The sequence below is a fragment of the Pseudoalteromonas sp. B62 genome (genome assembly GCF_037162565.1).
Classification (GTDB): Bacteria; Pseudomonadota; Gammaproteobacteria; order Enterobacterales; family Alteromonadaceae; genus Pseudoalteromonas; species Pseudoalteromonas fuliginea.
On record NZ_JARLVB010000002.1, the window covers coordinates 1,813,404 to 1,826,289 of the forward strand.

12 protein-coding genes and 1 pseudogene are annotated in these 12,886 nt (G+C 39.8%); 4 read left to right on the forward strand and 9 right to left on the reverse strand.

The features are described 5' to 3' along the window. Positions 1-122: 122 nt before the first annotated feature. A complete protein-coding gene (phoR, locus tag P4S71_RS12640) occupies positions 123-1,430 on the forward strand; it encodes a phosphate regulon sensor histidine kinase PhoR (protein ID WP_033041152.1) in 1,308 nt (435 codons plus the stop codon). A 544-nt stretch (positions 1,431-1,974) separates the two neighbouring features. Next, positions 1,975-2,943: a PstS family phosphate ABC transporter substrate-binding protein gene (locus P4S71_RS12645; protein ID WP_007377489.1), complete on the forward strand. Its 969-nt coding sequence runs from the start codon at positions 1,975-1,977 to the stop codon at positions 2,941-2,943. Between the two features lie 96 nt (positions 2,944-3,039). Here the strand turns inward: P4S71_RS12645 and P4S71_RS12650 are convergent, their stop codons facing one another. The 8 genes and pseudogenes from P4S71_RS12650 to sfsA all read right to left on the reverse strand — a co-directional run bounded on the left by P4S71_RS12650 (position 3,040) and on the right by sfsA (position 9,471). After that, positions 3,040-3,276, reverse strand: a complete 237-nt coding sequence (locus P4S71_RS12650; protein ID WP_007377488.1) for a hypothetical protein — start codon at positions 3,274-3,276, stop codon at positions 3,040-3,042. Positions 3,277-3,308: 32 nt separating this feature from the next. After that, complete coding sequence (gene panC, locus P4S71_RS12655; protein ID WP_096792552.1) at positions 3,309-4,157, reverse strand: pantoate--beta-alanine ligase; 849 nt, start codon at positions 4,155-4,157, stop codon at positions 3,309-3,311. After that, positions 4,141-4,950 (reverse strand): 3-methyl-2-oxobutanoate hydroxymethyltransferase, encoded by an 810-nt coding sequence (panB, locus tag P4S71_RS12660; RefSeq protein WP_337150789.1) that lies wholly within the window; start codon positions 4,948-4,950, stop codon positions 4,141-4,143. The genes panC and panB overlap by 17 nt, the downstream gene beginning before the upstream one ends. Before the next feature lie 30 nt (positions 4,951-4,980). After that, positions 4,981-5,466 (reverse strand): 2-amino-4-hydroxy-6-hydroxymethyldihydropteridine diphosphokinase, encoded by a 486-nt coding sequence (gene folK / locus P4S71_RS12665; protein WP_033040306.1) that lies wholly within the window; start codon positions 5,464-5,466, stop codon positions 4,981-4,983. A 5-nt stretch (positions 5,467-5,471) separates the two neighbouring features. Then, a pseudogene (gene pcnB, locus P4S71_RS12670) lies at positions 5,472-6,892 on the reverse strand (polynucleotide adenylyltransferase PcnB). A 146-nt stretch (positions 6,893-7,038) separates the two neighbouring features. Beyond that, entirely contained in the window at positions 7,039-7,983 is a 945-nt protein-coding gene (gluQRS, locus tag P4S71_RS12675) for a tRNA glutamyl-Q(34) synthetase GluQRS (protein ID WP_337150790.1), read from the reverse strand. A 20-nt stretch (positions 7,984-8,003) separates the two neighbouring features. Then, positions 8,004-8,447, reverse strand: coding sequence for an RNA polymerase-binding protein DksA (dksA, locus tag P4S71_RS12680; RefSeq protein WP_007377481.1), 444 nt, complete (start codon positions 8,445-8,447; stop codon positions 8,004-8,006). 304 nt (positions 8,448-8,751) lie between these two features. Continuing rightward, the gene (gene sfsA / locus P4S71_RS12685) at positions 8,752-9,471 is read right to left on the reverse strand and encodes a DNA/RNA nuclease SfsA (RefSeq protein WP_337150791.1); all 720 of its coding nucleotides are present in this window, start codon (positions 9,469-9,471) and stop codon (positions 8,752-8,754) included. A 123-nt stretch (positions 9,472-9,594) separates the two neighbouring features. Here sfsA and pepB point away from each other — a divergent pair, with 123 nt between their 5' ends. Continuing rightward, positions 9,595-10,890, forward strand: a complete 1,296-nt coding sequence (pepB, locus tag P4S71_RS12690) for an aminopeptidase PepB (protein WP_337150792.1) — start codon at positions 9,595-9,597, stop codon at positions 10,888-10,890. 189 nt (positions 10,891-11,079) lie between these two features. Then, entirely contained in the window at positions 11,080-11,646 is a 567-nt protein-coding gene (locus P4S71_RS12695) for a phosphoribosyltransferase (protein ID WP_007377478.1), read from the forward strand. 286 nt (positions 11,647-11,932) lie between these two features. Here the strand turns inward: P4S71_RS12695 and rdgC are convergent, their stop codons facing one another. Continuing rightward, a complete protein-coding gene (gene rdgC, locus P4S71_RS12700; protein WP_007377477.1) occupies positions 11,933-12,856 on the reverse strand; it encodes a recombination-associated protein RdgC in 924 nt (307 codons plus the stop codon). Between the last annotated feature and the right edge of the window lie 30 nt (positions 12,857-12,886).

Below are 12,886 nucleotides of genomic sequence, written 5' to 3' on the forward strand. Positions count from 1 at the left end.
ACAACTAGAAATAAAATTCTTGCTTAGTTATAGCGCAATTTCCTTATCGTTAAATAGACCCCATTTATAAGCCAGTTGGTATAACGTGCGTGTGTATTACTACTCTAAGGTAAAGTGAGTGTATGTATCGAGTTGTTAATAAGCAGGCGTTAGTAAAACGTCTGTTTATCTATTTTTTACCTTTACTATTAATTGGTGTGCTGGTTGGCGCGCCATTTTTGCTTTTATTTTTAGGATCTTTTTCCCTCCTTATTTGGCACTATCATCAGCTTTATCGCTTGAGCGATTGGCTACTTAATCAACGCAGCTTTAATCCACCCGAGGGCGAAGGTGCGTGGGAACAAGTATTCGAAGGCATTTATCATCTACAGCACCGCAATCGTAAAAAGCGTAATGAGCTTGCTGATTTAATTCGTCGCTTTCGCGATGGGGCAGAAGCTGTACCTGATGCTGTTGTGGTACTGCAAAATGATTTAAGTATTGTGTGGTGTAATCAACTAGCACTTAAGGTGCTTGGCCTGCAGTGGCCAACTGATCACGGTCAGCGCCTTGATAACTTAATTCGCGAACCTAAGTTTGCTAAATACATGCACAAAGGTGAATTTGATGATGCCCTTGAGCTTGATAATGGGCATGCGGTTGAGCAAGTACTTGAATTTAGGGTTATGCCATATGCAAGTACACAGCTAATGGTCGTTGTGCGTGATGTAACACGTTTAAAGCAGCTTGAACAAATGCGAAAAGACTTTGTAGCCAATGTATCACATGAACTACGTACGCCGCTTACAGTGGTATCTGGCTATCTTGAAATGATGGATGGCGATATGATGCCGCCGCCAGCAATGTGGGGCAAGGCACAAAAAACGATGCTTGAGCAATGTAAGCGCATGGATAGCTTGGTTAGCCAGTTATTATCACTTTCGCGAATAGAAGGTGCTAGGCGTCAAGATAACGATAAAGCAATTAATGTTCCGAAGTTGCTTGGTTACATTCAAACCGAAGCACAATCAATTAATCAGGATAAAGGTCATGAACTTGTTTTTGATATTGATGCGACTTTAGATATTAAAGGCTCTGAGGATGAACTACGTAGCGCGTTTTCTAATCTCGTTTTTAACGCTATTCATTACACCAAAGCTGGCGGCAAAGTACAGGTATGCTGGCAGCATAAAGGTGATCGTGCTTGTTTTAGTGTTACCGATAACGGTGATGGTATTGCGCCAGAGCATATTAATCGTTTGACGGAGCGCTTCTATCGGGTAGATAAAGCACGAAGCAGAACAACAGGGGGATCGGGTTTAGGCCTTGCGATCACAAAACATGTACTAACGCGCCACGATAGCAAATTAAATATTCGCAGTGAAATAGGCAAAGGTTCATGTTTTTCTTTTGATTTTTCGATCGATAAGATAGTTCCGTTGGCTAAGTAATTATACTAGGGCGTGCTGATATTTAGTGGTTGAGTTTGCAGTAGTATGTTTGGTTTTTAGGCAAGCCAGAGCCTATGTAGTGTGGTTATTCCCCATAAATAGGCGATAACGCAGCATAAATACCAAACATGCGCTGCCCAAAGGGTTCTTTCTAGGGAGGATTAACGCTTAGTTGCTCGGTTTTTACTTAGCTCACTAGGTTACAAACCTCGCGCCGCGATTTAATCGCCCCTAGATTGAACAAATTTCAATCCATAAAGAACAACATGCCCTAATACTAATTCGCAATAATACTTAATCAATTTGAGGGATTAAACCTGGTGCTAGCTGCGTTAAAAATTTCTTATATATAACAACTAAATAATGAATTTTTTGCCTTGTTATCAACACAACTTTCTTATCTCAAAGTAGAACAACGAATTAAGCGAATTGGTATAAAAAGCAAAGTCATAAAAGTGTCACTTAATAGCAATCTAACTGTCATCTACTCACTTTAGAGTGGGCAACAGTTAGTAAATGAGACGAACAAACCGGGGAACCCGACATGAAATTTAAAAATTTAGTTGCCGCAATGGGTGTGGCTGTTACAACTTTCGTATCTGCGCAAGCAGTTGCACTAGATAAAAACATTCCTGAATATCAAAAAATTAGTGGTGTTTCAGGCAACTTTTCATCGGTAGGTTCTGATACTTTAGCCAACATGATGACGTTTTGGGCTGAAGAGTACAAACGTATTTACCCAAATGTAAATATCCAAATTCAGGCCGCAGGTTCTTCTACTGCACCACCTGCATTGACTGAAGGTACAGCTAACTTAGGCCCAATGAGCCGAAAAATGAAATCAAAAGAAATCGAAGCGTTCGAAAAACGTTACGGTTATAAACCAACAGAAGTGCGCGTTGCTATTGATGCGCTAGCGGTTTATGTTCATAAAGATAACCCAATTGAAGGTCTTCGCATTGACCAAGTAGATGCTATTTTTTCATCGACTCGTAAATGTGGTGCACCAGAGCAAGTTAACCGCTGGAGTGAAGTTGGCCTAACTGGTAGCTGGGCAGCAAGAGATATTCAACTTTACGGACGTAACTCGGTATCAGGTACTTACGGTTACTTTAAAAAGAAAGCATTGTGTAAAGGTGACTTTCGTAACAACGTAAATGAACAACCAGGCTCTGCATCGGTAGTACAGTCAATTTCATCATCATTGAATGCAATTGGTTACTCAGGCATTGGTTACAAAACGTCGGGTGTACGTACTGTTCCATTGGCTAAAAAAGGCAGTAATTTTGTTGATGCGACTCTTGATAACGTTGCTCAAGGTAAATACCCGCTATCTCGTTTCTTATACGTTTACGTGAATAAACACCCAAATAAACCATTAGCGCCTATCGAAGCACAATTTTTAAAAATGGTGCTTTCGCAAGATGGTCAACAAATTGTAGAAAAAGATGGTTATGTACCACTTTCGGCAAAGCTCGTAGAAGTAGAGCTTAAAAAGCTAGGTTTAAATTAATAAACTATAAGCAATAAAAAAACCGCTCATTGAGCGGTTTTTTTGTGCCTAAAATTAAGGGCCTGAAAGATAAACAGCTCCAAGTATTTTAAACGCTTATATACCACCTAATTTTTCGGCTTGTACTTTACACTGATTGTAGCTTTCAACACATTTGCCAGAGCATACTTGTTGCTTTAAGCCTTCGCCACTTGACTGCTGTTCACAGGTAGTTTCACATTGATAGTTTTGTTGAGCACACTGGTTAAGTTCAGGGCTTTGTATTTGGTTTTGACAACCAGCTAAAAATGCAAAAGTAAGGGCAACTACGCTTGTTTTTATTAAATTGTGCATGTTTAATCCTTAAAAATGGAGTCGCAATAATATTAAATTTCGACCTGAATATTGTCGATTAATCTAACATTACCAAAATAGGCAGCAGCTAAAATAACAAACTTGGTGTCTTTGAGTGTAGCAGTTTTTAATGTATCTCGTTGAGCTATCTCAAAATAGTCTGGCTTTAGACCAGCTTGCTCTAAGCTCTGTTTAGCTAAGCTTTCAAGTTTTACGAAGTCTTTCTCGCCACTTTTTAGCTGTTCTGCGCATGTATTAAGCGTTTTAAATAATACGGTTGCAGTCGTTTTTTGCTCTTCAGATAAATAACCATTACGTGAACTCATAGCAAGGCCAGAAACTTCTCGCATTGTAGGGACACCAATCACTTCAACCGGAATTGATAAGTCGCGTGCCATGGTTTTAATGACTTGCAGCTGTTGAAAATCTTTTTCACCAAAGCAGGCATAATCAGGTTGTACTAGATTAAATAACTTAGTAACGATTGTTGCAACGCCTCTAAAATGCCCTGGGCGTGAACCACCGCAATAGCCTAATGAAATGTCAGGCACATCGACAAAGCTTTGTGCACCAAGTCCGTTAGGATAGATTGTTTCTACGCTTGGAGTAAATACAATATCGGTTTCAAGCTCAGCAAGACCTTGTTTGTCTTCGTTAAGTGTACGAGGGTAGTTATCTAAATCTTCGTTAGCACCAAACTGCATAGGGTTTACGAAAATGCTCACAACCACTTTGTCGGCCAGTGTTTTTGCTTTTTCGACTAGCGAAAAATGCCCTCGGTGTAAGTTTCCCATGGTTGGTACTAATGCCACGCTAAGACCTGCTTGTCGCCATGCTTTAATTTGGCTGCGTAATGATTTTATTTCAGTGATTGACTGCATTATTTAAACTCGTGTTCAGCGCAAGGAAATGCACCGCTTTTAACGTCTGTACAATATTTTTGAACGGCTGCAGGCATATTGCCTGTTTCGAGCAAAAAGTTTTAGAAAATTTAGGAATATACCCAGCTGAAATACCGACTAGATCGTGCATTACCAGTATTTGGCCGTCAGTTAGGCTACCAGCACCAATACCAATAGTTGGGATACTTAGAGCGTCTGTAATGCGTTTTGCCAATGCACTAGGAATACATTCAAGTACTAATAATTGTGCGCCAGCAGCTTCTAGTGCTTTTGCGTCATCAATCATTTTTTGTGCTTTGTCTTCTTCGCGACCTTGTATTTTAAAACCACCAAATACATGCACTGACTGCGGTGTAAGGCCTAAATGCCCGCAAACTGGAATACCTTGTTGAGTAAGCGTTTTAATACTCTCGTAAAGCCATTCTCCGCCTTCAAGCTTAATCATGTTTGCGCCAGCGCGCATAAGCTCAGCTGCATTTTTACAGGTATCACTTACGCTTGAATAGGTCATGAAAGGCAGGTCGGCAATTACAAATAATTCACGACTACCAGCGCGTACACAACGTGTATGGTATGCGATATCTTGATTGGTTACGCCAAGCGTGTCATCGCCACCTTGAAGTACCATGCCCAAAGAGTCGCCCACTAAAATAACTTCAACGCCGTTATCATGAAATAACTTTGCAAAACTGGCGTCGTATGCCGTTAACGCAGTAATTTTGTTATTCTCTGCTTTCATTTTATTTAAAGTAGAAACAGTTATTTTAGACATAATATTCCTCGCAGGCTGAGCCTAGGTTAATTACAGAGGTAATTGTTGTAAGTCGTTGAGCGGTAAATTTTTTGCAATGGTTTTTAATGCAACGCCGCTAGGTAAAATAAGTTCAGGTGCAAGCTCTAATAGTGGATACACTACAAACTCGCGATTATTCAAACCATAATGAGGCACTGTTAAGCGCTGTGTATTTATGATTTGATCATCAAATAATAGGGTGTCTATATCAAGAGTGCGTGGCCCCCAACGCTCTGCTTTTCTAACTCGACCGTGCTCAAGCTCTATACTTTGTGTTAAATCAAGTAATTGCTCTGGCTCAAGGCTTGTTTTAATACATGCAACGGCATTTATGTAGTCGGGTTGATCTTGTGGGCCCATAGGTTTGCTGGCGTAATAATGCGATACGCTCATAAATTCACAGTGAGGCAGCTTTTTAAGCGCAATAACGGCGTTATCAAGCTGCTCTTTTGGTGAGTTTAGATTTGCACCTAAACCCAAATAAACACAATGCATGTGTATTACTCAGCAGGCTTTTTAGGTGCACGACGGCGTGTGCGCTTTCGTGGTTTAGGACCACCAGGATGACCTAGGTTCTTAACCATCTCTTTTTGGCCGTTAATGTCTTGGCCTAGATACTGTGTCCACCATTGTGCTAATTCTGTGTGCTGTGTTTCACCTGCATCAACACGTAATAACAAAAAGTCATAAGCGGCTTTAAAGCGAGGTTGCTGCGTTAGTCTGTAAGCGCGTTGCCCTGCTCGTTTATCTAAACGGTGCTGAATATGCCAAATGTCGCGAGCACCTAGTGTAAAGCGTTTTGGAACTGCAATGTGCTGAGCGCTATCGCTCAATACTTTATTCATTGCTTGAGCAAATGCATCGTATTCAACGAGTTGCTCTTGTTCTTGAATTTCTTTAGTTCGTGCTAATAATGGAAACCAAAGTAGCGCTGCAAAAATAAATGCAGGTGTTACTTTTTTATCGGCATTTATACGTTCATCGGTATTTTGAAACATTTGCTGAACAAGTGTGTGCTCTAGCCCACCAGGCTTTTTATTTAAAATGCTATCAAGGTCTGGAAATAGCGATTTAAATAAACCGTATTTACGCAGCATTAAAAAGTTAGCTTCAGCTTTACCGTTTAAAAACAGTTTAAGTACTTCTTCAAACAAGCGAGCTGGCGGAATGTTATCAAGCAAACTTGCTAGTTCTGTAATTGGTTTTTCGCTTTTCGGTGCGATGCTCATATCAAGTTTAGTGGCAAAACGCACTGCACGTAACATACGAACAGGGTCTTCACGGTAGCGAGTTTCTGGGTCACCAATGAGCTCAATTTGTTTAGCTTTAATTGCAGCTAAGCCGTTTGCGTAATCATGAATACTAAAATCATTGATTGAGTAATAAAGTGCATTGATTGAAAAGTCGCGGCGCTCTGCATCTTCTTCAATACTGCCAAATACGTTATCACGTAGTAATTGACCTTGATCGCTCGATTGGCTTATTTGGTTTTTATCTTCTGGCGCTTCGTGATGTCCGCGCATCGTTGCGACTTCTATAATTTCACGACCAAATACGATATGTGCTAAGCGAAAGCGACGACCAATTAAGCGACAGTTTCTAAAAGTTTCTTTACTTGATCTGGCGTTGCATTGGTTACTACATCAAAATCTTTTGGTTGTTGGCCCAACAATATATCGCGAATGCAACCACCAACTAGGTAGGCGTCGTAACCACCATCTTTTAAACGGTACAGTACTTTGATTGCATTTGGGCTAAATTGTTTGCGCGAAATACCATGCTCACCACGAGTGACAACAATAGGTTCACTGCTTACCGAAGCGCTTTTTGCACTGGTATTCGGGCCGATTATTTGTCGGCAAAATTGAAAAAGCTTGGAAATAATAGTCTGTCTCCTAGAAGGTGTTGATTGACTTGTCATCGCAATCAAAAATTACAGCAAATAGGGAAGTTATAACCCAGTACAAGCTGTTTAACGTAAATAGCATATATTTAGGCGGCTATCATATACCAGCAGGGTTTAAAAATTAAGTTGATGTGTTGAAATTAAGCCGTTTTTAGCGATTTTTATTTACTTAGTTGAGTAAATTGGATGGCTTGACTCGTCGGATGCTGAGAAATCTGTATTTCGGGAACGTGTGGCACCTGTTTTAAGCTAAAGTTTTTAACTCCCCAAGCGACTAATTGTTCAATATTTAAATCGATTAGATCAGCAATTACAGGTAGTCCTAAAAACTCAAATGCACTGATTAATGCAGGTTTTGGATTGTTTTTACTAATTGCGGGTGCATAATTTTGTTTAGACAGTTTAAAGCCAGGTTTGGCAACCGCTAAAGGTAAATGAGCAAATTCAGGTACAGGGCTGTTGAGTTGTTTAAACAAACTAATTTGCCGAGCAGTAGGTTCAATTAAATCTGCACCTCTTACAATTCGATTAATCCCTTGATCAATATCATCAACAACCACTACAAGCTGATAAGCAAATAAACCATCGCTACGTTTAATTAAGTAATCTTCATGGGCAAGGTGACTATTTACCGTTATATCACCTTGGATTAAGTCACTAAATTGAGTCGTTGGATGTTGTTGAACTAAGCGAAGTGCACCGGATTCAGTGCTGTGATCAAGTACTTTGCAATGCCCCTGATAAATACCACCAATGGTTTTTATTTGTTTGCGAGTACAGGTGCAACCATAAATAAGCTTTTGTTTTAAAAGTGAGTGGGTAATATCTTGATATAAAGGCAAGCGCTGTGTTTGATAAACAACCGGTTCGTCCCAGTAAAGGGCGTAAGCGTGTAAGGTATTTAGAATATCGGAGTCGGCATTTTTTACAACGCGCGTAGTGTCTATATCTTCGATACGGACTAACCATTTACCTTTGTTTGCTTTTGCATCAAGGTAACTACCCACAGCCGCCACAAGTGAGCCAAAATGTAATGGCCCAGAAGGAGACGGTGCAAAACGACCGCGATATTTACGCACTGGCGCAGTAACGGCTGTAGGAGACATAACTAATTAATAGAGGTTAATTAGCCGCGTCCAGATTGTTTTTCTTTGATTTCTGCAAGTGTTTTACAGTCTACGCATAAATCGGCAGTAGGACGCGCTTCTAAGCGGCGTATGCCAATTTCGATGCCACAAGACTCACAAAAGCCAAAATCATCTTCTTTAATCAGGTTAATTGTTTTTTCAATTTTTTTGATTAATTTACGTTCGCGGTCACGAGTACGAAGTTCTAAAGAGAACTCTTCTTCTTGTGCAGCGCGGTCAACTGGGTCAGGAAAGTTAGCAGCTTCGTCTTGCATGTGCGATTTAGTACGGTCGACTTCATTGCGTAAATCATTACGCCAAGCTTCTAAAATCGCTCTAAAATGTGCACGTTGTGCATCATTCATGTACTCTTCACCTGGTTTTTCTTGGTATGGTTCTAAACCGGCTTGAGCCAATAAACCATGTTTCTTTTGGTCTGGCATAACTCTCTCCTAAATCCTTAATTTAATGCCTCAGCATTAGCCGGCGGTATAAATAACAGAATCTTATACCCTAGGTAAATTTATTTTTAATTAATCGAATTAGCTTCAACCATGTTCACTGATCAAAAAGTGTATTAATAGTCTATTTACACTTTTATTAATTCATGTATTCGCTCTTTAAAACTTGCCTAGTTATGTGGGCAAAAGTTTTAAAAACAAGCTGATTTGTACAATTTAACAAGGACTATTTTCGAGTCTTTGTCATTTCAACAGTAAGACTAGTTTAATTGTTTGTATTTATACATTATTTTACAAATGCTATTTTTTTATGAAGCAAAACCTCATTTGCTGAAATCTTTGCTTTGTATGCTAATACTTCAACCCCCGCCACAATTGCTTGGCTTAATAGCATGGCGTACTTTTCATCAATATGCGCAGCTGCACTTACTGTATTTATTCCTTCATGCAAAACAGCAAACAGTAATACTGCTCGGTGACCTTGTTCGATCATTTCTATTAGTTCGCGAATATGTTTTTGTCCGCGCAGTGTTTGCGCATCTGGGAAGTAGCCTTGCCCACTTTGTGGTGCATCTTGGCTTAGTAATGTGACTGATTTAACTTCTACGTAGCAATCAGGTTTATTTTCGTCTGTGAGTAAAAAGTCTATGCGGCTATTTTCACTGCCGTACTTTACTTCGCTTTGCAATTGACTGTAGTCGAGTAGCTCGCTTATCACATTATTGTTTATTGCTTCTTCTACTACTTTATTGGCCACCGCTGTATTTACACAAATAAGCTGCGATAAATTATTTTGCATCAGCTCTAATGAATGTGGGTATTTTCGTTTTGCGTTATCGCTCGTTGAATAAAAAGCAGTAAAACCCGGCTCTGCGCATCCGGTCATTTTACCTGTATTAGCACAATGAGCGGTAAATTCGCTGCCATCACTTAATTGTAGGTCGGCTAAAAAACGTTTGTAGCGCTTTAATAAGGTGGCAGGTTGCAGAGTTGGCGTGTACTTCATGATAAATTCCAAAGCGTAAATACTGCACAGCAGTGTGGTTTATGTTATTTATCTCAAGCTGTTGGGAACTTAAGCGCTCTATAGTAAACTCGGTGGCACATTTAAGTGCAAGGGTATTCTAACATGAGTGAAAAATTTGTTGTTCAACTAAGCGAACAAGCAGCAGCGAGTCATTGGGGCGATAATGCGTCATTGTCTTTTAACGAGCGCGGTGCAACTGTTCATTTATCTGAGCAAGACACATTAAAAAATGTTCAAAAAGCAGGCCGTACTATTGCAAGCCAAGGCGTTAAAAACGTTGAACTAGCAGGCGATACCTGGTGTACAGAAAGTCAGTGGGCTTTTTATCAAGGTTTTGTAACACCAAAATCGTTAAACGGTGTTGAGTTTGTTGATAACGCACAATCAGATATTAAAGAACTTGCTCACTTAAAAACGTCAGCAATTTGGGCTCGTGAAATGGTTAACGGCACTGCCGATGACATTTATCCTGAAAGCCTTGCAGAAAAAGCGGCTGAGTTTATTCAATCATTAGCGCCTGAGCATGTAAGTTACCAAATTATTAAAGGTGATGCCTTACTAGAGCAACAATGGATTGGTATCCATGCTGTTGGTCGTGGCAGTGAACGCCCACCAGTATTGCTTGAGCTTGATTACAACCCAACAGGCGATGAAAATGCACCAGTAAGTGCTGCGCTTGTAGGTAAAGGTATTACGTTTGACTCAGGTGGTTACTCAATTAAATCAAGCGAAGGTATGCTTGGTATGAAGTGCGACATGGGCGGCGCTGCAACTGTAACCGCAGGTTTAGCATTGGCTATTAACCGTGGTATTGAAAAGCGCATTAAACTGTTTTTATGTTGTGCTGAGAACTTAATTTCGGGCCATGCATACAAATTAGGTGACATTCTTACTTATAAAAATGGCACGACAGTTGAAATTGTAAACACTGATGCTGAAGGTCGCTTAGTACTTGCTGATGGCTTAATGGCAGCAGGAGAGACTGGCGCTCCACTTATCATTGATGCAGCAACATTAACCGGTGCAGCGCTTGTTGCTGTTGGCCAAGAGTACAATGCTTTATTTGCACTTGATAAAGAACTTGCACGCGAAGTTGAAAGTTTTGCATCTCAAGAAATGGAAGCTGCTTGGCCACTGCCTCTTGAAAAATGGCATCAACAAAACTGCCCGTCTCCTTATGCTGATACGGCAAATAGCCGTGCACAAAAGGGTGGCGGTTACGGCGGTGCATCAAATGCGGCTGGCTTCTTATCACGCTTTGTGCCAAACGACGGCAAAGGTTGGGTACACATAGATTTAGCCGCTGCGTTTAACATGGGCAGCACAAGCCAGTGGGCAGCGGGTGCAACTACTCAAGGTATGCGTACAGTTGCGCGAACTTTACTAGCAAAAGCATAGTATTTACTAAATTTATGCTTTTTATACTTTGAATGAATAGGCACCACTTGGTGCCTATTTTTTTGTACGTGAAGCAAGCAATTTTATTTCATTTGCGGTAAAATCCGTCGCCAATACCTGTTTGAGTTTAATTTATGCTTAACTCTAAGCTGCGCTCAAGCGTTATATCCACCACTGGGGTTTCTAATTATGTCAGATAAGTGCTACATCACAGCTCAACAACTGCTTGAAGATTCGTTCCGCGTAGCGGCACAAGTATACCAAGATGGCTTTCGTCCTGATTTTATTATTGGTATTTGGCGAGGTGGTGCACCGATCGGTATTGCTGTTCAAGAATATTACGATTACAAAGGCATTGAGACTGACCACATTGCAGTACGTACTTCGTCTTATTACGGTATTGGTAAACAATCGAAAGAAATTAAAGTACATGGTTTACATTACATAGTTGAAAACGCGAATGCAGGCGATTCATTATTAATTGTTGATGATGTATTTGATTCTGGTCGTAGTATTGTTGCATTAAAAGAAAAACTTTCAGAGCTTATGCGTTTAAACTTGCCACGTGATATTCGTATCGCATGCCCATATTACAAACCAAAAAACTCAAAAGTAGATACAGTGCCAGATTACTATATTCATGAGTCTGAAGAGTGGTTGGTGTTTCCGCATGAACTATCGGGTTTAACACCAGATGAAATTATTGCAGGTAAATCTGACCTTGCAAAAATACATGATATTTTGCTAGAAAAGTAAGATTCATAAGTAATACCAACCTGCATAAATCTTTGATCAATTTAACGAATTAAATTGCACTATAACGTCGTGAAAATTTTTTATTTAGAACAACTAGATACAAAAATTTTTGCCTAGTTCTAGCGTAATTTACTTAACGTTAAATAGACCCCATATATAAGCAGATTGGTATAAAAAGATAAAATAAATACGCCGTTCATTTTAAATGAACGGCGTATTTATTTCTGGCAATTAGCTATTAATACGAAAGTTTGCCTTTGCTCTTAGAATATTAAAGAGTTCTAAGTTAGAGTTCAGGTTTAGCTAAATCGTCAGAATCACCTAAGCCAAGAGTAAGTTCTTCAAGAAGTTGCTTAATCTCTTCTGATGACAAAATAAAGTCAGCATCTAGTTTTACAGCCATATCTTCTTTTGGGATATCCGCATTTTCTTCTTTTAATGTTTCGGAGTAACTTAAGCGCTTAATAGAGCCATCATTTTGTAGCATGAACTTAACGCGTTCTTGCCAATCTAGAGCAAGTTTGGTTACGCGTTTGCCACTTTCAAGATGTGATTTAACTTCGTCACACGACAAGTCATGACCTTTAAGCTTTACCTGTGCTCCGCTGTCATCTGCTTCTTCAAGCTCAGCGTCTGAGCCTATAGCAAAGCCTTCTGGTGTACTAAAGTTAGTTAACCAATCAGTTAAAAATACATCCAAGTCGTAGTTTGCAAATGCAGGTACTACTGGTAACGTACCAAGTGACTTACGAAGCAATGCAAGTAGCTCTTCGGCTTTATTAAAGCTGCCACTATTAACAACTACCCAGCCATTTTCTTGGTCAATAAACGCAAATTGTAAGCTCGATTTTTTAAATGCTTGAGGTAGAAGAGCATGAAGAATGTTTTCTTTTAATTCGTCTTTTTCTTTTTTCTTAACTGGACGGTTTTCTTCAGCTTCAATTAAGTCAATTTTTTCAGCGACAAGTTCATTAATAACTGATGCTGGTAGTACCTTTTCTTCACGTTTAGCGCAGACTAAAATACTTTTTTGAGAAAAATGCGATAGTGTTTCACCGTGCTTTCCAAATGCTTTTGTCCAACCAAATGTAGAAAGCTCCTGGCCTGTACATGGACGAAATAAATCTTGCTCTAATGCTTTGTCGAAATCTTCTTGCGTGTATGAAACGTCTTGTTTAAAGCGATAACATATAAGGTTACTAAACCACATAGGGGTACTGATCCATTTGAAAAATTTGCA